The sequence below is a fragment of the Streptacidiphilus cavernicola genome (genome assembly GCF_042510955.1).
Lineage (GTDB): Bacteria > Actinomycetota > Actinomycetes > Streptomycetales > Streptomycetaceae > Streptacidiphilus > Streptacidiphilus cavernicola.
Genome location: NZ_JBHFAB010000033.1, coordinates 40,210 through 61,931, shown reverse-complemented (window position 1 = coordinate 61,931; position 21,722 = coordinate 40,210). Strand labels below are relative to the sequence as shown.

14 protein-coding genes are annotated in these 21,722 nt (G+C 70.8%); 10 read left to right on the top strand and 4 right to left on the bottom strand.

Going from position 1 to position 21,722, the window contains the following annotated elements; translation table 11 throughout:
• The first annotated feature begins 6 nt into the window (after positions 1-6).
• On the top strand, positions 7-1,914 hold the full coding sequence (locus ACEZDE_RS31245) for an HSP90 family protein (protein WP_380543595.1): 1,908 nt from the start codon (positions 7-9) through the stop codon (positions 1,912-1,914).
• Positions 1,911-4,946 carry a hypothetical protein gene (locus ACEZDE_RS31240; protein WP_380543592.1) on the top strand — a complete coding sequence of 1,012 codons (3,036 nt, stop codon included), beginning with the start codon at positions 1,911-1,913 and terminating at the stop codon, positions 4,944-4,946. Before ACEZDE_RS31245 ends, ACEZDE_RS31240 begins: the two co-directional genes overlap by 4 nt.
• Positions 4,947-4,971: 25 nt before the next feature.
• On the opposite strand, the gene ACEZDE_RS31235 is transcribed toward ACEZDE_RS31240, so the two are convergent.
• Entirely contained in the window at positions 4,972-6,021 is a 1,050-nt protein-coding gene (locus tag ACEZDE_RS31235; RefSeq protein WP_380543588.1) for an Rv2578c family radical SAM protein, read from the bottom strand.
• A 606-nt stretch (positions 6,022-6,627) separates the two neighbouring features.
• Here ACEZDE_RS31235 and ACEZDE_RS31230 point away from each other — a divergent pair.
• The 8 genes from ACEZDE_RS31230 (at position 6,628) to ACEZDE_RS31195 (ending at position 14,483) form a co-directional block, all read left to right on the top strand.
• Positions 6,628-7,491: a fumarylacetoacetate hydrolase family protein gene (locus ACEZDE_RS31230; RefSeq protein ID WP_380543585.1), complete on the top strand. Its 864-nt coding sequence runs from the start codon at positions 6,628-6,630 to the stop codon at positions 7,489-7,491.
• 73 nt (positions 7,492-7,564) lie between these two features.
• A complete protein-coding gene (locus tag ACEZDE_RS31225; RefSeq protein ID WP_380543667.1) occupies positions 7,565-8,320 on the top strand; it encodes an SDR family NAD(P)-dependent oxidoreductase in 756 nt (251 codons plus the stop codon).
• A 61-nt stretch (positions 8,321-8,381) separates the two neighbouring features.
• Positions 8,382-9,350 carry an aldo/keto reductase gene (locus ACEZDE_RS31220; protein ID WP_380543582.1) on the top strand — a complete coding sequence of 323 codons (969 nt, stop codon included), beginning with the start codon at positions 8,382-8,384 and terminating at the stop codon, positions 9,348-9,350.
• Between the two features lie 149 nt (positions 9,351-9,499).
• Complete coding sequence (locus ACEZDE_RS31215) at positions 9,500-10,093, top strand: TetR/AcrR family transcriptional regulator (protein ID WP_380543579.1); 594 nt, start codon at positions 9,500-9,502, stop codon at positions 10,091-10,093.
• A 51-nt stretch (positions 10,094-10,144) separates the two neighbouring features.
• On the top strand, positions 10,145-10,507 hold the full coding sequence (locus ACEZDE_RS31210; RefSeq protein ID WP_380543576.1) for a DoxX family protein: 363 nt from the start codon (positions 10,145-10,147) through the stop codon (positions 10,505-10,507).
• 109 nt (positions 10,508-10,616) lie between these two features.
• Positions 10,617-11,150, top strand: a complete 534-nt coding sequence (locus ACEZDE_RS31205) for a GNAT family N-acetyltransferase (RefSeq protein ID WP_380543573.1) — start codon at positions 10,617-10,619, stop codon at positions 11,148-11,150.
• Positions 11,151-11,400: 250 nt separating this feature from the next.
• The gene (locus ACEZDE_RS31200; protein WP_380543570.1) at positions 11,401-12,144 is read left to right on the top strand and encodes a phosphotransferase family protein; all 744 of its coding nucleotides are present in this window, start codon (positions 11,401-11,403) and stop codon (positions 12,142-12,144) included.
• A gap of 269 nt (positions 12,145-12,413) precedes the next feature.
• Entirely contained in the window at positions 12,414-14,483 is a 2,070-nt protein-coding gene (locus ACEZDE_RS31195) for a glycosyl hydrolase family 28-related protein (RefSeq protein ID WP_380543567.1), read from the top strand.
• Between the two features lie 134 nt (positions 14,484-14,617).
• Here ACEZDE_RS31195 and ACEZDE_RS31190 read toward each other — a convergent pair whose 3' ends face one another.
• The 3 genes from ACEZDE_RS31190 to ACEZDE_RS31175 all read right to left on the bottom strand — a co-directional run bounded on the left by ACEZDE_RS31190 (position 14,618) and on the right by ACEZDE_RS31175 (position 21,361).
• Positions 14,618-16,339: a carbohydrate binding domain-containing protein gene (locus ACEZDE_RS31190; protein ID WP_380543564.1), complete on the bottom strand. Its 1,722-nt coding sequence runs from the start codon at positions 16,337-16,339 to the stop codon at positions 14,618-14,620.
• 200 nt (positions 16,340-16,539) lie between these two features.
• Entirely contained in the window at positions 16,540-19,143 is a 2,604-nt protein-coding gene (locus ACEZDE_RS31185; RefSeq protein ID WP_449341722.1) for a chitobiase/beta-hexosaminidase C-terminal domain-containing protein, read from the bottom strand.
• 328 nt (positions 19,144-19,471) lie between these two features.
• A complete protein-coding gene (locus ACEZDE_RS31175) occupies positions 19,472-21,361 on the bottom strand; it encodes a coagulation factor 5/8 type domain-containing protein (protein WP_380543561.1) in 1,890 nt (629 codons plus the stop codon).
• Between the last annotated feature and the right edge of the window lie 361 nt (positions 21,362-21,722).

Sequence of the window (21,722 nt, the reverse complement as noted above, 5' to 3'; positions counted from 1 at the left end):
ACACCAGTGTCCACACCCACACCCACGCCCGCGTCCACGCCCCAGCCGGGCCACACCTTCCAGGTCGACCTGCGCGGCCTGGTCGACCTGCTGTCCCACCACCTGTACTCCTCCCCCCGGGTCTACCTGCGGGAGTTGATGCAGAACGCGGTGGACGCGATCACCGCGCGGCGGCTGCTCGACCCCTCGGCCCCGGCCCGGATCACCATCCGCACCGACGTCGGCGGCGGCATCGTGGTCGAGGACTCCGGCGTCGGGCTCACCGAGTCGGACGTCCACACCTTCCTCGCCACCATCGGCCGCTCCTCCAAGCGCGGCGCCGACGGTGAACTCGACCTGTCCGCCGCCCGCGCCGACTTCATCGGCCAGTTCGGCATCGGCCTGCTCGCCTGCTTCGTGGTCGCGGACCAGATCAGCGTGGTGTCCCGGAGCGCCCGCGAGCCGGGCGCGCCCGCGGTCGAGTGGCACGGCCGCAGCGACGGCACGTACAGCATCCGCACCCTCCCCGCCGGTTCGGTCGCGCAGCCCGGGACCACGGTGACGCTGACCCCGCGCGGCGACGGCAGCGAGTGGCTCGAATCCGGCCGGGTCATCCAACTGGCCCGCCATTTCGGCTCGTTGCTCCGCTACCAGGTCGAGGTGATCGACCGGCACGGCGATGTCGTCCGGGTGAACGACACCCCGCCGGTGTGGGAGCGGCAGTACGGCTCGCCGCTCGCCCGCCGCGAGGCGCTGGCCGCCTACGGCAGGGAGGTCTTCGACTTCAACCCGCTGGACAGCATCGACCTGGACATCCCGCTGGTCGGCCTCAAGGGCGTGGCCTTCGTGCTGCCGACGCCCGCGCACCCCACCAAGCGGTCCGGCAACCGGGTCCACCTCAAGGGCATGCTGCTGTCCGACCAGGCCACCGAACTCGTCCCGGACTGGGCCTTCTTCGTCTCCTGCGTGGTGGACACCACCGGCCTGCGCCCCACCGCCTCCCGGGAGGCGCTGTACGAGGACGAGACGCTGGCCGCGGTCCGCGACGCCATCGGCGAACGGGTGCGCCAGTGGCTCACCGGCCTCGCCGCCTCGGACCTGGCGCTGCTGCGCCGCTTCCTGGACGTGCACCACCTCGCGGTGAAGGCGCTGGCCCGCTACGACGACCAACTGCTCGCGCTGCTGCTGCCGTGGCTGCCCTTCGAGACCACGGACGGCAACGTCAGCCTGGACGAGTTCGCCCGCGCGCACCCGGTCGTCCTGGTCACCCAGACCGTCGAGGAGTTCCGGCAGGTGGCGCCGATCGCCGCCGCCGCCGGGATGGGCGTGGTCAACGGCGGCTACGTCTACGACCGGGAGCTGGTGCACCAGCTCCCGCTGATCCGGCCCGGCGTCACCGTCGCCGACCTGGACCCGGAGACGGTCAGCGCGCACCTCGACAGCGTCGACCCGGCGGCCGAGCTCGCCGCCGCCCCGTTCCTGGCCCGCGCCCGCGCGGTCGCCGACCGGTTCGACACCGACGTGGCGCTGCGCTCCTTCCAGCCGGTCGGCGTGCCCGCGATGCTGGTGGACAACCGAGAGGCCAGGCATGAGCGCCGACGCGCCGAACTGTCCTCCAAGGCAGACGAGTTGTGGGCGGGCATCCTCGGTTCGCTGAACTCGTCGGCGCCCCGGGCGCAGTTGATCCTGAACCACCTCAACCCGCTGATCCGCAAGCTCGCCGAACTGGCCACCAGCGCCGATCCGCAGCTGTCGGAGACGGCGATCGAGGCGCTCTACGGCCAGGCGCTGCTGCTCTCCCGCCGACCGCTGCGGCCGGCGGACCACGCGCTGCTCAACCGCTCGTTCCTGGGGCTGCTCGAATTCGCGACCCAGGCCGCCGGCACCGGCTCCGGCAACAGCTCCGACACCGGACCGGGGAGGGCCCAGTCATGACCGCACCCACCACCAGGGACGAGCTGTTCCGTGCCCTGAGCGAGAACCGGGAGCGGCCCAAGGGACGCGCCACCGCCGCCGTCGCCGAGGAACTGGTCGAGGCCGCCGAGGCGTTCGGCGACCCCGAGGTCACCGTCTCGGCCCTGGTGGAGCTGATGCGCGCCTACCACGGCAGCGGCGAGGCGGTGAAGTACCCGGTCGCGTTCGCCCGGCTGCTGGGGCTGTGGGACGAGAACCCCAAGGCGTTCGACGAGTCCGAGGTGCACCAGCTGTTCTGGTTCTTCAAGTGGGTCGGCGTCGGACTGCTGTCCACGCCGGACGTGCCGCTGGCCTCGGTCCGCGGCTGGATCGCCGAGATGCGCCGCCGCTACCGGGAAGCGGGCCACGACCTGCAGCCCGTCTACTGCCAGGAGTACGAGCTGGCACAGCAGTTGGGCGACGGTGAGGAGCTGGCCTACGAGCTGTGGGTCACCCGCGGCCGGACCGAGTTCAGCGACTGCGCGGCCTGCGAGGCCCGGCAGCGCGCCGACTTCCACTTCGCGCGCGGAGCGGACGCGCGGGGCCTGGCGGAGCTGCAGCCGACCTTCGACGGCCAGAACGCCTGCGACGAGGAGCCGCACAACAGCCAGGCGCTGGCGATGCTGCCGCTGGTGCGGCTCGGACGGCTGGACGACGCACGCGCCGCGCACCTCACCGGCTACCGCAAGGCCCGCGGCAACGAGGCGGAACAAGTCGCGGTCGGCCGGCACCTGGAGTTCTGCGCGCTGACCGGCAACGAGGCCCGCGGTCTCGAACTGCTGGCGCAGAACCGCGGGTTGTTCGACTTCGCGGCCGACCCGTCCAACCGGCTCGACCTGCTCAACGGCACCGAAGTGCTGCTGAACCGACTGGTCGAGACCGGGCACGGCCAACTGCCGTGCGCCGGACCGCTCGGGACGGCTTGGACGGTCGAGTCGCTCCGGGATGTGACGGCACGTCAGGCCGACGAACTCGCCTCGCGGTTCGACGCCCGCAACGGCAACGGCACGGTGTCCGCCCGCCGTCGGGAGCGGCTGGCCACCCGTCCGCTGACCGCGCAGCTGAACCTGGGTGTGCAGACCTCGGCGCTGGCGGCGTCCCAGCCGGTCGCCGTCCGCCCCGAGCCGACGGCAGCGGCTGTCGCCGTGCCCGCGGACTTCGCCGAACTCGTCGCCGAGGTACGCCGGTTGGACCGGATCGGGCACCCCGGCGGCCAGCCCCTCTGGGACGCGCTGCTGGCGCGGACCGCGGGTGGGGGCGAGGGCACAGGGGAGGGCTCGGGTTCGGGCCCGGACGCCGTCGTGGACGATCTGCTGGCCGGTGAGATCGCCTCGGAGCTGGCGCACCGCGCGTCCAGGAAGCAGGACTGGGACGGCTGCGCCGCCCGGCTGCGCGAGGCCGTCGAGCACTACACCCGGGCCGGTCGGCCGGCCCGGGTGCTCGCGTCCGAGTCGCGGCTCGCCTGGTGCGGGGTCAGCCGCGGCGACGACACCGAAACCGCTGCCCTGGCGGAGGCGGCCTGGCCGGTCCTGGACGACCTGCTGGCGCGGTTCGAGGCGCTGACGGCCGCCGGGTTCGACACCGAGGAGGAGGCGCGGGAGGCCCTGACCCGGAAGCTCGTGGTGCGGCAGAGCCGGGTCCTGACGGCACGGCAGGTGCTGTTCCGGGCCGACGGGCCCGAGCAGCACGCCCGCTGGGCCGAGGTGTTCGCCACGGAGGCCCAGGCCGTGATCGCCGAGGGCGGGGCGGCGGAGAGCCCGACCCAGGTCTCGGTGGCGTACGAGGTGCTCGCGGAGTTCCAGGCCTCGCACGGCGCCCCGGCGGAGGGCGAGGCCTCGGCCCGCCGGGTGATCGAGATCTTCGTCGAGCAGGACTGGCCGTGGCGGCTGCACCGCGGCCGGATGCTGCTGGCACTCGCGCTGCGCGCGCAAGGACGGCACGCGGAGGCGATGGCCGAGCTCGAACGCGGACTGGCCGAGGCCACCTCGGACGTCCCGGCGGACGAGCTGACGCCGCTGCACCGGCTGCTCGGCGGCACGGCGCTGCGGGCGAAGCAGTACCAGACGGCGGTGCGGGCGCTCTCGGAGGCAGCGGCCCGCCTCGACCGCGAGCACGAGCCGCTGCAGGCGCGGGAGACCCGCTGGGAGTTGAGCCGGGCGCTGCGCGCGCAGGGGTCGCCCGAAGACGCGGTGGCCGTGCTGGAGACGCTGCTTGACCCGGTACTGCCGGGGCTTGCGTCGGCCCCGGAGCGCGCTGGCAGCAGTGAGGGCACGGTCGGCGGGGCCGGGGGCACCGCTGCCGGCTCGGACCCGTCCCCGGCTGAGCAGTTGACGGCGCAGATCCGGGTCGACCTCGCCAACGCGCTGCTCTCGCTCGGGGAACCGCGCGACGCCGCGAAGGAGTTCCTCCGGCTGGCCGACTCGGTCAGCCGCTGGCCCGACCAGGCCATTCTGACCTCCGCCGCGGCGGGAGCAGCCGGCGCACTGGCGCAGGCGGGCAGCTGGGACGGCGCGCGGGCGGCGCTGGAACGTGCGCTGGCCTCCAACGCGGAGGCACCGTGCCTCCCCGACCTGACCGACGTGCTGCGCACCTTCGCGGTCGAGGCGATCGACGCCCGGGGCCCCGAGGCAGCCGAGGAGGCGCTCGGCTACCTGGACCGGGCCGACCAGCTGCGTGAGCAGTTCGCGGACGTCGCGCGCGAGCAGTTCATCAGCGTGGACGTCGACGTGGCGCAGTGCTGGTACACCCGCGGACAGGTGCACGCCGCCCTGGGCAGTCCCGAGCAGGCGCTGGCGGCTTTCGAGCACGCGGTCGCCGACTACGACCGGGCCGGCTGCGCCGAGGCGCCGCCGCGGTTCGAGGCGATCCGGATGGCGGCGCTGGTGGAGGGCCGCGCCCTGGACCGGGCCCCGGCGGCCCGGGACCGCCTGGACAAGGCCGCGGCCGAGGCGTCCGCAGCGGGCCTGACCGACGCGGCGTCAACCCTGCGCCGCCTGCGGGGCAGCTTGCGCTGACGGCGGGTCGGCCGTTGGGCGGCGCTCAGATCAGCCGGAGTTGCGTCGGCGTCGGAGCCGCCCCCGTGCTCCCCTCCTGGGGGGCCGGGGACGGCTCCGACGCCGCCTCGTCCCGGCTGTCCCGGCTGTGCCGACTGGGACCCATGCCGTACTCGGCGGCGAGTTCGTGCACCTGCCGGGTGATCCGGCGCTGGTACCAGGTGGGGGCGTAGGCGCTGTCGCGGTAGAGCGCCTCGTAGCGGCGGACCAGGTCGGGACGGTGCCGGCCGAGCCAGTGGAAGTACCACTCGCGCGCGCCGGGGCGCAGGTGCAGCACGAGCGGGGTGACCGAGGACACTCCGGCGGCGGCGATGGCCCGAACAGTGGCGCGGAGCTGCTCGGGTGAGTCGGAGAGGTGGGGCAGCACCGGCGCCATCAGCACGCCGCAGGCTATGCCGTGGTCGATCAGCGTGCGGCAGACCTCCAGGCGCTTGGCGGGGGAGGGGGTGCCGGGCTCCACGCTGCGCCACAGCTCGTGGTCGGTGAAGCCGACCGAGACCGCGGTGGACACCTCGGTGACCTGGGCAGCCTGTTCGAGGATCGGCAGGTCGCGCAGGATGAGTGAGCCCTTGGTCAGGATGGAGAAGGGGTTCGCCCGGTCGCGCAGCGCGGACAGGATGCCGGGCATCAGCCGGTAGCGGCCCTCGGCGCGCTGGTAGCAGTCGACGTTGGTGCCCATGGCGATGTGGCCCCCCTGCCAGCGCGGCGCGGCCAGTTCGCGGCGCAGCAGCTCGGCGGCGTTGACCTTGACCACGATCTGGCTGTCGAAGTCGTGCCCGGTGTCCAGGTCGAGATAGCCGTGGGTGCTGCGGGCGAAGCAGTAGACGCAGGCGTGGCTGCAGCCCCGGTAGGGGTTGATCGTGTGTTCGAACGACATCCGGGAGGTGCCCGGCACCCGGTTGATGATCGACCGGGCGCGCACCTCGTGGAAGGTGATGCCCCGGAACTCCGGCGTGTCGAACGTACGCGTCACCGCGTCCAGCCCGAAGAGCGCCGGTGCGGCCCCGCCGTCGGCACTGAGGTTCTGCCAGCGCATGCCGCCTCCCCTCTCGAATCGGATACATGTTCGATTTAGAGACTAGAACACTCGACCGAATATGTCGCGCAGCGGCAGACCGCACGGTGCCAGCGGTGATCGTCATCGAACGCGTGCGGCGCGTGCCGGCAGGCCAGTCCCCCGGGGCCTGTGGCCTACGACGTGTGGGCGACGGCCCCGTACCAGGTGATGTCCGCGACGAAGTGCAGGACGGCGACCAGCATCAGGCACCATCGGGTCGTTGTCGCGACAGCGGTCCGCGGCGGTGGTACTTCCCAGTCCGTTCCCACGCTGGTCCAGCCTCCCGGTCCGGTCCGATTCGGTCCCGCCCGGCCTGCCTGCCTGCTGCGCTTCGCCCTCAACGGCCATGCTGGATCACCTGGTTGTCCGAGCGACAGGCCTCCGCGCATCGACGGTGACCGTCCTGCGGCGGCACTGTCCATCCGATGACTGCCCGGGGGCGCACGGAAATGCGGCGGCTTTTCGGGGGTCGGCCCTAGATCGCACCCCAAGACATCGGATGAATCATTGTGGTCAACTGCCCGTACTGGGTAGGGTTCACGCCAGTCGCACGACGGCCTGTCTGCCAGGAAGGGAAACCTGACGGTGAAACTGTTGCGTGTCGGCCCGAGCGGCGGCGAGCGCCCCGCGGTCCTCGCCGAGGACGGTCGGCTGCTGGACCTCTCCTCCGTCACCGCCGACATCGACGGGGCGTTCCTGGCCTCGGGCGGCGTCGAGCGGGCCCGTTCCGCGGTCGGAGCGGGGCTGCTGCCGGAGCTGAACCGGAGCCAGGGCCCGGCGGCGGGGCGGATCGGCGCGCCGGTGGCCCGTCCGGGGAAGGTCGTCTGCATCGGCCTCAACTACCGCGACCACGCCGAGGAGACCGGTGCGGCGATCCCACCGCGTCCGGTGGTCTTCATGAAGGACCCGGGCACCGTGGTCGGGCCCCATGACCGAGTTCTGATTCCACGTCAGTCGGTGAAGACCGACTGGGAGGTGGAGTTGGCGGTGGTGATCGGACGGCGGGCCCGCTACCTGGCCTCGCCCGAAGAGGCGCTCCGGGTGGTGGCGGGCTACGCGGTGAGCAACGACGTGTCCGAGCGGGAGTTCCAGTTGGAGTTCTCCGGGCAGTGGGACCTCGGCAAGTCCTGCGAGACCTTCAACCCGCTGGGGCCCTGGCTGGTCACCGCGGACGAGGTGCCGGACGTTCGGGGGCTGGGCCTGCGGCTGTCCGTCAACGGCCGTGCGCGGCAGGACGGCTGCACCAAGGACATGATCTTCGACGTCGGCCATGTGGTCTGGTACCTGAGCCAGTACCTGGTGCTGGAGCCGGGCGACGTCATCAACACCGGCACCCCAGCCGGTGTCGCCCTGGGTCTGCCCGACCACCCGTACCTGCGCGCGGGGGACGTCGTCGAGCTGTCCATCGACGGGCTCGGCAGCCAGCGCCAGATCTTCGAACAGGCTTGAGAGGGAAGGGGATTCCAGCATGAGCGACGACACCACCGGCATCGGCGGCGCAGATCCGCGCGACCTGGCCGGTGTGCACGACCTGGCCGGGCTGCGGGCGCTGGTCACCGGCGGGGCCTCCGGCATCGGCCTGGCCACCGCCCGGCTGCTGGCCGCCCGCGGCGCGGAGGTCGCCGTACTCGACCTGAACCCCGGCGGCCTCGAAGCGCCGCTGCTCGGCTTCACCGCCGACGTCTCCGACGACGCCTCGGTGCGGGCCGGGGTGGCCGCGGCCGTCCAGCGGCTCGGCGGGCTGGACGTCCTGGTCAACAACGCCGGCATCGGCGCCGTCGGCACGGTCGCGGACAACCCCGACCAGGAGTGGCAGCGGGTGCTCGGCGTCAATGTCCTCGGCCTGGTCCGCACCACCCGCGCGGCGCTCCCGCACCTGCGGGCCTCCGAGCGGGCGGCGATCGTGAACACCTGCAGCATCGCCGCCACCGCCGGGCTTCCGCAGCGCGCGCTCTACTCGGCCAGCAAGGGCGCGGTGCTGTCGCTGACCCTGGCGATGGCGGCCGACCACGTCCGCGAGGGAATCCGGGTCAACTGCGTCAACCCCGGCACGGCCGACACTCCGTGGGTGGGCCGACTGCTGGACACGGCGGCGGATCCGGAGGCCGAACGGGCCGCGCTGAACGCCCGTCAGCCGATGGGCCGACTGGTGACGGCGGAGGAGGTGGCCGCCGCGATCGTCTACCTGGCGAGCCCGGCCGCGGCCTCGGTCACCGGGACCGCGCTGGCCGTGGACGGCGGAATGCAGGGCCTGCGGCTGCGTCCGACGGCCTCATGACGAGCGCGGGGAGGACGGGCCTCATGGCGAGCGCGGGAAGGGGCGGGGCATCATGACGGGCATGAGGACAGCAGAGCTGGGACGCAGCCGACCCACCGCCGTCACCGAACTGGGCCTGGGCACGGCCCCGCTGGCCGGCCTGTTCACGCCGGTGGGCGCGGACGAGGCCGCCGCCTGCGTGGACGCGGCCTGGGAGAGCGGGATCCGCTACTTCGACACCGCTCCGCACTACGGCATCGGCCTCTCCGAACGCCGCCTCGGCGCGGCCCTGCGCGGCCGTCCGCGCGACTCCTACACCCTCTCCACCAAGGTCGGACGACTGCTGGAGCCGGTCGCCGAGCCGACCGGCGACGACCTCGCCAACGGCTTCGCCGTCCCGGCCACGCACCGCAGGGTCTGGGACTTCTCCGCCGACGGCGTCCGCCGCAGCATCGACGACAGCCTGGCCCGGCTCGGCCTGGACCGGATCGACATCGTCTACCTCCACGACCCGGACGACCACGGCCCGCAGGCGCTGGCCGAGGCCTACCCGGCGCTGGAGCAGCTGCGCGCCGAGGGCGTGGTCCGGGCCATCGGCGCGGGGATGAACCAGTCCGCGATGCTCACCCGCTTCGTCCGGGAGACGGACGTGGACGTCGTCCTGCTGGCGGGCCGCTACACGCTGCTGGACCAGGACGGATTGACCGAGCTGCTGCCGGAGGCGCAGCGACGCGGGGTCGGCGTGGTGGTCGGCGGCGCCTTCAACTCCGGCCTGCTCGCCGACCCCAGGCCGGGCGCGACCTTCGACTACACCGCTGCGCCGGACGCGCTGCTGGCGCGGGCGCTGCGGATCAAGGCGGTCTGCGAGCGGCACGGCGTCCCGCTGCGGGCGGCGGCGCTGCGGTTCCCGCTGGACCACCCGGCGGTACGCGGCGTCCTGGTCGGCGCCCGCTCCGCCGCGGAGGTCGCCGACGCGGCGACGATGACCGCCCACCGGATCCCGCCCGAACTGTGGTCCGAGCTAGGGTCGGAGGGGTTGCTTCCGCGGTAGCCGACGCCCTCGCCCCGGCCCCGGCCCGCGCCGCCCTCCACCCCCGCGCCGTCTCCGTCCCACGCCGCGCTCCACCCCCGCGCGTGGCGATGCGACTTCCGCTACGATGGCAAGTAAGCACTTACTTGCACCTCGGGGACGGTGAGGAAATGGACACGCGTGCGCGTGTCGTGGCGGAGGCCATGCGGCTTTTCGGCGAACAGGGCTACACCAGGACGACGATCGCCGAGATCGAACGGGCCGCCGGCCTCTCACCCGGATCCGGGTCCCTCTACCGGCACTTCCGCTCGAAGGAAGAGCTGCTGGCCGAGGGCGTGCGCTCGAAGGTCGCCGAGAACGCCGGGCTGCTCGCCACCATCGGCGACGCCCAGGCCATGGTCGCGCTCCCGCTGCGCGAGCGACTGGCGCTGCTGGCCCGTGCCGGGCTGCACCGCCTGGAGCAGGAACGCGACCTCAACCGGATCGTGGTGCGCGACCTGGCCGCGTTCCCGGCCCTGCTGGCAGAGGTCCGCGAGGGCGAGATGCGCCGCGTCCACGCCGCGGTGGCGCAGTGGTTGCAGATGCAGGCAGGCCCGGAGGAGCGGGACTGGGAAGCAGTCGCCGTGGTGCTGGTCGGGTCCGTCTCGCACTTCTGGCTGCTCCGGGACGTCTTCGGCACGCATCCCAGCGGCCTGGACGAGGACCGCTGGGTGGCGGCCTTCGTGGATCTCGCCGAACGGCTGCTCCAGCGACCCGGCTGCTGAGCGGTCACCGCACACCTGGTTTTCCGTCAACTCACCGATCGGAGTGGCTCGATGAACATCGCACTGTGGATAGCGCAGGGTCTGCTGGCTGCCGTCTTCCTGGGCTCGGGGGTGATGAAGTCGACGCAGACGAAGGAGAAGATGATCGAGACGGGCCAGACCGGTGTCGCCCCGTTCCCGCTCCCGGCGATCCGCGCCGTCGCGGCACTGGAACTGCTGGCGGCGGTCGGGCTCATCGCTCCACAACTGACCGGCATCGCACCGGTCCTGACTCCACTGGCTGCGGTAGGCCTGATGGCGGTGATGATCGGTGCAGCCGTCTCACACTGGAGCCTGCGCGAGTACAAGCAGGTCTTCGGCGTCAACCTGGTCCTCTTCCTCGTCTGCCTCTTCGTAGCCCTCGGCAGGTTCTGAGCACCCTGCCGTCGCCCCGTAGGCCCCCTCGGCGATTCGTCCGGAGCGGGTTGGATTCCGGTCCGCTTTCCTGTCTTGGAAGGCCCCAGTCCGGCCTACACTCCCCGGTGTGACAGCCGTGGAGCCAGTGATCCGCCCGGCGGTCCCGGCCGACCTGCACGCCGTGGCCGAGATCTTCGCGTACTACGTCCGCCACACCGTGATCACCTTCGAGGAGACCCCTCCACCGGTGGCCGCCTGGCACCAGCGGCTCGACGACCTCGCCGCCCAGGGGCTGCCCTTTCTGGTCGCCGAGTTGTCCGGCGAAGTCGTGGGCTATGGGTACGCCGCCCCCTGGCGTCCCAAGCCCGCCTATCGGCACACCGTCGAGAACTCGATCTACCTGGCCCCCGGCCAGACGGGCCGAGGCCTGGGCGGGGTGCTGCTGGACGCCCTGCTGGAAGCCTGTGCCCGGACTCACGTCCGGCAGATGATCGCCGTCATCGCCGACGCCGGAACCGACGCCTCGGTCGTGCTGCATCGCCGACATGGCTTCACCGACGTGGGCCGACTGGCCGCCGTCGGCTACAAGCATGACCGCTGGATCGACACCTTGCTGATGCAACGAACACTTGGCCGCACAGCGAGGACGCCATCGACCTGAATCAGCGACCCGCGAAGGACGGGCCCAGATTCCGCTGTTGACGTGCCCGGATGCCGAGTAGTCTCACCACCGCATCCGCAAGGAGGACGACCCGTCAATGGCCGCCGAACGTCTGCGGGTGTCCCTGCCACATGACCGGTACTCGGCTCAACTTGGCTGCTGCGCGGCATCGTTCAGGCCGGACGGGGAAGCCCGCCGTAGGCGGTAAATCCGGCGACGTGGGCGACCACCCCCGGGATACTGGGCGCCCATGGATGAGGTCGAGGTTGTGGTCGCCCATTCCGAGCGGGTGACCCTGCGCGTCGGCGAGGTGTTCCTGAAGGTGGACACCGATCGGGCGCGCATCGAGGTCGAGGTCGCGGCGATGGCCCTGGTGCCGGTTCCGACCCCGCGGGTGCTGTGGCACAGGCCGCCCGTGCTCGCGATCTCCGCGGTCCCCGGGACGGCACTCGGCCGCCTCGGTGAGGCGTCGACCGCGTCTCCGGCGGCGTGGGCCGCGGCGGGCGCCGCCGTCCGGAAGCTGCACGACGCACCGTTGCCGCCCTGGCCTGCTCGGGGAAGCGGCCCCGGAGAGCTGGCGGCAGAGCTCGATCGCGAGTGCGAGCTGCTCGTGAGGAGCGGCGTCCTGCCCGCCGACCTGGTCGCCCGCAACCGTCAGGTCGCCGAGGCCGTAATCCGGCCGTGGACCCCGGTGTTCACGCACGGCGACCTGCAGATCACCCACGTGTTCGTCGAGGACGACGAGGTCACGGGCATCATCGACTGGTCCGAGGCGGGCCCGGGTGACGCCCTGTTCGACCTGGCCACCCTGACGCTCGGACATGAGGAGCACCTGGGCGACGTCGCCGCCGGCTACGAGGCAGACATCGACGTCGAGATGATCCGGGCCTGGTGGTCGATGCGGAGCCTGCTGGCGGTGCGCTGGCTGGCCGAGCACGGCTTCGACCCGTTCGCGCCAGGCTGTGAGGTCGACGTGCTCAGATCCCGGATGTGAGGGCTGCACAGCTCCGGTGCGCGTGCTGAGCAGGGTGGACTTGCCCGCGCCGGCTCCCCGGGGGTTGCCATGGCTTGCAACGACTGATGTAAGTTGACGCAAGAACTAAATGGTCGTACGCAGTTGAGTGGCAAGCCTTAGAAAATATTTGGTAGAAACCTTGTGGGGCGGGTGTGTGGGTCCTACTGTCGGCTCACCCTCATGGCGCGTGCCTTCGCCATGAGGGGCGCATCTCAGGCGTTCACCCACCCGAGAGAAACGAGCATTCGATGTCACCGAGCATCACAGGAGCTGCGGCGAGACGGGCCGGGAGGCCATCGCGTCGCGCCGCAGTGTCGGTCGCGGCGGTCACCGCGACCGCCCTCGGGCTCAGCGTTTTCGTCAGCGGAACCGCCCTTGCCCACTCCGGTGCCGACGCCGCATCAGCCGCCGTGGTGACCCGCGCCGCGCTCGCCCCCGCCCTGGTCGCGGGGCGGGGCGCCGACACCGGCTTCGCCGAGCAGGAGGCGGAGAACGCCGCCACCAACGGCACCGTCATCGGCCCCGGCACCGCCGCGTACACGCTTCCGGCGGAGGCGTCGGGGCGCGCGGCGGTCAGTCTGACGCGGGGCCAGTACGTGGAGTTCACCCTCCCGGCCGCGGCCAACGCGATCAACGTCCGCTACAGCATCCCGGACGCGCCGAACGGGGGCGGCATCACCGCGCCGCTCGACGTCAGCGTGAACGGCGCGCACCGCGCGACGATGACGCTGACCTCGCAGTACGCCTGGCTCTACAGCCAGTACCCGTTCTCCAACGACCCCAAGGCCGGGATCCTGTTCCCGGACCAGTGGATCACCGAGTGCTCCTGCGTGCCGGACCAGACCACGCCGACGCCGACGGTCTCCACCCCGTACCGTCCGAACCACTTCTACGACGAGCAGCGGCTGCTGCTGGGCCGGACCTACCAGGCCGGTGAGAAGATCCGGCTCACCGTCCCGGCCGGGAGCGCGGCCTCGACCACGGTGATCGACCTGATGGACTCGCAGCTGGTCGCGCCGCCGAAGGTGGACCTGCTGGCGGCCAACGTGCTGCTGTTCGGCGCGGACCCGACCGGTCGGCGCGACTCCGCCGACGCGATCGACAAGGCCATCGCCTTCGCCAAGAAGACCCACCTCAAGGTCTACATCCCGCCGGGCACCTACCAGGTGAACCGCCACATCATCGTCGACAATGTGACGATCGAGGGCGCCGGCAGCTGGTACACGAAGATCCAGGGCCACCAGGTCGCGTTGAGCACCCCGGCCGCGGACGGTTCGCCCCACACCGACGTCGGCTTCTACGGCAAGGACGCGTCGGCGGGCGGCAGCAGCAACGTCCACCTGTCCGGCTTCGCGATCGACGGCGCGGTGGACGACCGGGTCGACACCGACCAGGTCAACGGCATCGGCGGGGCGTTCAACAACTCGACCATCGACGGCCTCTACATCGACCACACCAAGGCCGGCATGTGGTTCGACGGCTCGATGAACAATGTGAAGATCACCGACAACACCATCGTCAACCAGACCGCCGACGGCATCAACTTCCACACCGGCGTCACCAACTCGCTGATCTCCAACAACTTCATCCGCAACACGGGTGACGACGCCATCGCGCTGTGGTCGGACAAGGTCGAGGACGCCAACGACACCATCGACCACAACACCGTGCAGACGCCGGTGCTCGCCAACGGCATCGCGCTCTACGGCGGCACCGACAACACCGTCTCCGACAACCTGATCGCGGACCCGATCCGTGAGGGCAGCGCGATCCAGGTCGGCTCCCGCTTCGGCGCCGAGCCGTTCACCGGCAACCTGTGGATCACCGACAACACCACGGTCCGGGCCGGTACCTACGAGCTGAACTGGAACATCGGGCTCGGTGCGATCTGGTTCTACGCGCTTGAGAAGAACATCAACGCCAACATCCAGGTGACCGGGGACAACTTCCTCGACAACACCTACAACGCGATCATGCTGGTCGCCGACTTCCCGGTGAAGGACCTCTACTCCATCACCAACGTCCACTTCAAGGACATCAAGGTCGACGGCACCGGCACCTCGGTGGTCAGCGCCCGGGTGGCCGGCGGGGCGACCTTCCAGAACGTGGTGGCCCGCAACGTCGGCGCGGTCGGCGTCAACAACTGCGGGTCGTTCAACTTCACCCCGGCCGGTTCGGAGTTCGGGCTGACCGACCTCGGCGGCAACACCGGGGGCGGCACCACCGGCCCCTGGCTCGCCCCGTGGGAGCTGCCGAACACCATCACCTGCGACGACCGCCCGCCGGTGGTCGTTCCGCCGGTGCCGTCCGCGTGGTGAACAAGCTTTGATCTGAGCAGGACTGACGGACCGTGAAAAACCGGTCGGCTGCCGGGAATTCCCGTGCGGCCGACCGGTTTTCACGTGTCCGGGTGTCCGGGTGTCCGGGTGTCCGGGTGTCCGGGTGTCCGGGGCTAGTTGAGCGTGAAGTCGTCCGCGTAGACGTCGGCCTGGCCGTACCAGCCGTGGACGTAGACGGTCACCGTCCCGCTGCTGCCGGTGGTGAAGGGCAGCGACAGCTGGTTCCAACCGGAGCCGTTGGACCAGGTGCTGGCGCTCGCGCCGCCGCTGACGCCGACGTAGGCGTACGGGCCCTGGACCCAACCGGTGAGCGTGTAGCTGTGGTTGGGCGACAGGGTGACGGTCTGGTCGCACTCGCCGGTGACACTGGCGGTGGGAACGACCTGGAGGGCGTGGCTGCCGGAGTGGACCGGGCTGGAGACCACGCCGCTGCTGCTTCCGGCGCAGGTCCAGGGGCTGAGGCTGCCGGTCTCGAAGCCGGCGTTGGTCAGCGAGCCGCCGCCGGTGCCGCCTCCGCCACCGCCGGTGGTGGTGACGGTCAGGGTGTAGGTGGCGGTGTGGCTGCCGGTGGAGGCGGTGCCCTTGACCGTGATCGGGTAGGAGCCCGCGGCCACGGACGAGCCGACCGTCGCCGTCAGCGTCGAGCTGCCACCGGAGTTGACCGAGGCCGGGCTGAAGGAGACGCCGACGCCGGAGGGCTGACCGGTGGCGGAGAGGCTGACCGACTCGGCGCTGCCGGAGGCGATCGCGGTGGAGACGGTCGCGGTCGCCGAGCCGCCCTGGGCGACGGACCCTGAGCCGGGTGACAGCGACAGCGAGAAGTCACTCGTGGTGCCGCCTCCGCCTCCGCCACCCGAGCTGCCCTCGTACGGCACGAAGGCGTCGGTGAAAGCGAGTTGGCTCTGGCTGATCTCGCTGCAGGTGGGCAGTGAGTTGCCGCCGCTGCCGCAGGCCTGGTCCCGGGTGATCGCCCAGAACGCCAGCCGTCCGACGCCGTGCTGCACCGCGAAGCTCTCCACGCTCTGGGCGTCCGCCAGGGTGAAGGTGGAGCCGTCGTCGTTCTTGCCGATCATCGGGGTGATCCCGAGGTTGGCGTAGGTGTAGCTGGGGTCGACCGACTGCATCTGCGCCAGCGTGGCCTGGGCCGCGGAGATCGAGCCCTGGCCCATCTCGGTGCCGGTGCCCGCGTAGTAGTCCATGGTCATGATGTTGACCACGTCGATCTTGATGCCCGCGGTCTTGGCGGCCTTGATGATGTTGACGCCGTCGCTGGTCAGACCGTTCGCCAGGACCGGCAGGGTCATCGAGAACTGCAGGCCGGGGTTGGACGCCTTGAGGTCCTTCATCGCCTGCATCTGCCGGGCCGCGGCGGCGGTGTCCGCGATGGCGGCGCCCTCGATGTCGAAGTCGAGCTGGGTGACCCCGTAGTCGTTGATGATGGCCTGGTAGCCGGCGTCGATGCTGGCCTGGTTGGAACAGGTCCAGGCGAGCGCCAGGCCGCTGGCGCCGCCCGAGGAGATGATGACCGAGGCGCCCTCGGACTTGGCCTTGGCGATCAGCGGGTCGGTGAAGGAGTCGGCACCGATCGGGAGCGTGTCGCCCCAGATCTGGTTGCAGCCCTCGCCGAGCACGAAGGCCGCGGTGTAGGCCTTGAGCCCGTGTCCGGTGATGGCGGTGTCCAGCAGGCCCTCCTGGCCGTTGGACATGTCGACGTAGGGGGCCACGGAGTAGACGCTGCCGGTGGCGGCGCTGCTGGTGGGGGCCAGCGCGACCACGGCGCCGGTGGTCGCCAGCGCAAAAGCGCAGGCTGACGCGGCAATTCGTGCCAGGTGCATGACAGTGATCCCTTTCGGGAATGCCCGTCGGGCGTGGGGGTGACGTGGGGGTGTCCGCTAGGCCTGGCGTTGGTACACACCAAACAACCTGAGCCCGCTCACGTCAAGAGGACTAGACCAAATAGTGCGTCAGACGGCCGTCGGCCGACCCGGGTTGCCCGGGTCGGCCGACGGAGGTGAGCAGGTCAGGTCGGGTCAGTTCACGGGAAGCTGACCACGTTGCTCGGGGTGGTGTTGGTGGCGGTCAGCGCGCCCGTGTCGTTGATGACATGGGTGATGGTGCCGACGTTGCCCAACGAGACGGTGAGCGCGTCGTGGAACTGCACGCCCGACGTGTTGGGCACCTCGAACGCGTGGTACGCGTTCACCGCCGGGTTGACGTTGAAGTAGCAGTAGCTGCCAAGACCGTAGGCCTGGTGGGTGGTGACGTTGGCGCCCACCTTGTAGGCGGCGTACCCGTTGACCCCGGAGGAGCTCATCCAGGCCGCCTGGTTGGGCACGTCGTAGGGCATCTCGTTCTGGAAGAAGATGGTCTCACCGCCCTGGCCGTTCCAGGTGACCTCGTACTTCTGGTAGTGCTCGACGAACAGGCCGGTCGCCAGGACGTTGTTGCCGTTGACGATCAGGCCGTTGTCGGCGGTGTTGGTGGTCCAGCCGACCGTGCCCGCGTTGCCGTGGTCGGCGCGCCAGGCCCAGATGTGGTCGATGATCGTGTTGTTGCTGTTGACGATCAGGCTGGCGGTGGCCTTGCCGGCGACCTCGCCGCCGATCCGGAAGAACACGTCCTGGATCGTGTTCGGGTTGGCCGCGTGGCTCGCGGACGAGCCGGACGGGCCGACCGTCAGCAGCGCGGCCGAGTTGGTCGTCCCGGCGTCGAACAGCAGGCCCTTCAGCCGGACCCCGTCCACGTCGGCGACCTGCATCGCGTTGACCCCGTTGTCGGGCACGAAGGTCGGGTAGCCGATGCCGAGGACGACGGTGTTGGCCTTGGTCACGTTGAGGGTCTGGCTGAGGTGGTAGACCCCGGGGGTGACGAACAGGTTGCAGCCCTCGGCCAGCGCGTTGTTGATGGTCGCGGCGGTGTCGCCGGCCTTGACCACGTAGAACGTGCTCATCGGCTGCGAGGTGCCGGGGGTGCTGCCGTTCGCCCAGCTCGGGCCGGACGCGTTGGTGCGCAGCGACGGCTCGAACACCCGGTACTTGCCGCTGCTGTCGATGTACAGGTACGGCACGTCGCGGGAGACCGGGGTGGTGGCCAGGGTGGTCTCCGGCGGGCTCGGGAAGGTGTTCGCCGGGGCGCCGCTCACGCCGGAGAAGACCATGTTCCAGACGCCGCCGGCCCAGCTGCCGAGGCTGCTGTCCCGGGTGTACCACTGCTGCTGCGAGACCGAGGAGGCCTGTCCGGTGACCTTGGTGTCGGCGATGTAGCCGCCGCTGGCGTAGCCGTAACTGGCCGGGTAGAGCGCCAGGTTGCCGTGCACGTCGATCCGGCGGAACGGCGCGGCCTGGGCGACGGCCCAGCGGTCGGTGCCGCTGGAGGGGTTGATCGCCAGGTTCTCCGCGGAGCGCCAGAAGTTCTGGGTGGCGTTGCCCGCGTCCTCGGAGTTGAAGGCGTCGACGGTGACGTCGCCGTTGATGGTGACGTCGTCCGGGTTCTGCCCGAGGCCGGCCACCGAGGTGTAGAAGCCGACGTTGTCCTCGACGTTGTAGGTGCCCGGCTTGTACAGGTCGGCCACCCGGTTCTCGGAGAACTGGGCCGTGTTGGTGTCCTTCATCTGCGCGAACTGGGCATCCAGGGTGGCCTGGATGCTGGCGCTGGACATGCTCGGGTCGAAGATGTGGACGTTGGGGCCGAAGTCGGGCGTGTCCGACTGCGCCGGACAGCCCGCCGAGGTCCCGATGGTGAAGGTCGCGCTGGCCACCGCGGAGTTGGTCAGGCCCGACTTGATGCCGATGGCCTTGACCGTGCTGGTGGCGCTGACCGTGATCGCGCCGCTGTAGAGGGTGGAGGAGGCGGTGGGGGTGCTGCCGTTGGTGGTGTAGCGGATGCTCGCGCCGGAGGTGGCGTCGGCGAGGGTCACGCTCTGGGCCGAGGTGAAGGTCCCTCCGGCCGGGCTGAAGGTCGGCGTCGCGACCGTGGAGGGCGCGGTGGTGATGGTGTAGGTCGCGCTGGCCACCGCCGAGTTGGTGCTACCGGACTTGATGCCGATGGCCTTGACGGTGGTGGTCGCGGTGATGCTCAGCGCGCTGCTGTAGAGGGTGGAGGAGGCAGTGGGGGTGCTTCCGTCCGTGGTGTAGCGGATGCTCGCGCCGGAGGTGCTGTCGGCGAGGGTGACCGTCTGGGCCGAGGTGAAGCTTCCCCCGGCCGGGCTGAAGGTCGGCGTGGCCACTGTCCCGCTGCTGCCGCTGGTCTGGGTGTACGTGAAGTGCGGGGTGTCGTACTGCGGCCCGCTCTTCTCGTAGGTGAACCAGTACTCGATCACATTGCCCGCGCTCAGCGAACTGATGGTGTCGGTCCAGGTGTTGCCGCTGACGGCCATCCGGACGTTCTGCTGGTTCGCGTTGTTGACCAGGTAGTGGACGTCGACATAGGCCGCGGGGGTGGTGGGTATGAAGGTGATCTGGGTCTGCGACGCGCTCAGTTGGGCGATGCTCTGGGTGTAGTCGGCCGCGGCGGAGGCCGTGCTGGCGGTCGCGGTCATCCCGAGCAGCGCGGCGAGGGTCAGCACGAGCGCGGTGACCAGCGCGGTGAGGCGTCTGCGCGACGCGGGCCGCGGTGGGCGCCGAAGGGTGGTTCTGCGCATGGGGGTCCTTTCACCTGGGTTCGTGAAGTGAACGCCAGATCGATGTGAGGAGCGCTTTGGTGCCACCTTCTGGGTTGGATCCGGATGCCCGTCCCGACTCGGGCCCTTCGAATCAGTGAGCTGAAAGCGCTCTCAATCCACTGACATGGAAGTTCCAGATCCTTAGGCAGTCTCAGGGCCCTATGACCCACCGTCAAGAAGGTGCGCAACGTTCAACAGTTGAAGGATTCCGTGCTGCCGGAGCATGGGGACGGACCGCCGGTCCGGGGGTCGGGGTCCCGGTCCTGCGGTCCGTCCGGTCCTGCGGTCCGGCGGAACTGACGTCGGCTCAGCCTGCGGCCGGCGGGTAGCGGAGCACGTTCACCGGGACGGTGGCGCTGCCCTGGGCCGGGCCGCCGTAGTCGTTGACCACGTTGTCGATCACGCCGTCGCCGTTCAGCGAGACGGTCAGCACGTCGTGCAGCACCACGCCCTTGGTCACCGGCACCTCGAAGCTGTGGCTGACGTGGATGGTCGGGTCCACGTTGAAGAAGCAGTAGCTGCCCAGGCCCCAGCCCTCGTGGTGCTTCACGTAGTCGTCGACCTTGTAGGCGGCCCAGCCGAGGGTGCGGCCGTGCCGGTAGGCGGCCTGGTTCGGCGGGTCGTAGGGCAGCTCGTTCTGGAACATCACGGTGCTGCCGTGCTCGCCGTTCCAGACCACGTTGTACTTCTGGAAGTGCTCCACGAACAGACCGGTCGCCTGGACCCGGTCGCCGTTGACGACCACGCCGGTCTCGGCGGTGTTCACGGTCCAGCCGACGCCGGTGCCATGGTCCGCCCGCCAGGCCCAGACGTGGTCCAGCAGCACGTCGTCGGCGTCCACCACCAGCGCGGTGGTGGCCCGGCCCGCGCCTGCGCCGCCGATCCGGAAGAACACGTCCTGGACCGAGGTCGGGTCGCCCGCGTCGCTCCAGCCGCCGCGCCGATCGCCGATCTGGAGCAGCACCGGGGAGTTGGCCGCGCCGGCGTCGAACAGCAGCCCGGCGATCCGGACCCCCTTGGTGCCCGCCACGCTCATCGGGACCACGCCGTGCAGCGGGCTGATGGTCGGGAAGCCGATGCCGAGGACGACCGTCTCGGCGCGCTTGATCCGGATGGTCTGGTCGACCTGGTAGACGCCCGGCGTGAACAGCAGGTGCTTGCCGTCCTCCAGCGCCCGGTTGATGGTGTGCGCGGAGTGGCTCGGCTTGGCGATGAAGAACTCGTCGATCGCGATGGTCCGGGCGGCGGTGGGGGCTCCGCCGTTCCAGGTGGTGCCGAGCGCGTTGTGCCGCAGCTTGGGCACCACGACCTGCCAGCGGCCCTTGGCGTCCACGGCGAGGAAGGGCTTCTCCCGGCTTTTCGGGCTGGTCGGCAGGGTGGTGTACGGGGGGTCGGGGAAGGACTGCTCGGGCGCGCCGATCACCCCGGCGAAGACCTGGTTCCAGACCGCGTTGGACCAGCTGCCGACCTGGCTGTCCCGGGTCAGCCACTGCTGCTGGGAGGCGTTGATCACCTGGCTGTCCACCACCGTGTCGGCGATGAAGCCGCCACTGGTGTAGCCGCCCTGACGGGGGAACAGGAACAGGCTGCCCTTCACGTGCACCCGGCGGATCGGCGCGGCCTGCGAGACCGCGAACCAGTTGATGCCGTCGGTGGGGACGATGGCGAGGTTCTCGACCGAGCGCCAGAAGTTGGTCAGCCCGTTGAAGCTGCCGTCCGACTGCTGCTGGCCCTCGACCCGGACCTCGCCGTTGATGGTGACGTCGTCGGGGGAGAGGCCGAGCCCGGCCACCGAGGTGTAGTAGCCGAGCTGGATGTCGGCGGTGTAGCTGCCCGGCTTGAACAGGAAGGCGAAGCGGCCGGCCCCGAACTCGGCCGGGACCTGCTGCGCGGCGGCGGCGTCCACGGCGGACTGGATCGTCGCGGCCGGGGTGCTGGGGTCGAAGACCTGCACGTTGGGGCCGAAGTCCGGGGTGGGCGGGAGCTTCGGCGGCTTCGGGGCCTTGGGGGCCTTCGGCGTCCGGTGGCTCGTGGCGGCGGCCGACGCGGACGCCGGACCGGCGACGGCCACCGCCAGTGGCAGGGCGGTGGTGGCGAGCGCCGCGGCCGTGAAGGCGCGGCGGCTCAGTGCGGAGCTGTCGCGGAGTTGCGGTTCTGCATCGGGAAGTTCACTGTCTGCGGCCCTGAATGAGGACATTTACGACTACCTGCCTTCTGCAAGTGAAGCCGGGAGTTCCGCGATGAAGGGTGGTGTCCATCGCGGTGGAGCGCTCTCTCGGAGACGTACATTGGGGCCGGTGTGGCAGCCTGTCAAGATGGTCGGCCCGGAAATGGAAGCGCTCTCAAGGCGGTCCCGGCAACGCTGCTGCTGGGTGGCGGTCGCTCTTGTACGGAGCAGTGCCGTGTTCAACTCTTGAAGGAAGCGTCGGGCGCGCGGAGCCGCGCGCTCCGCCCGCCCGGAGTCGATCACGCGCCAGGCGTTGCGTCAGCTCCGGGGCGGGAACAGTATCCACAGCAGGGGCCGTCCGGCAGCGCGCCGGAACGGCCGGGCGGCACGG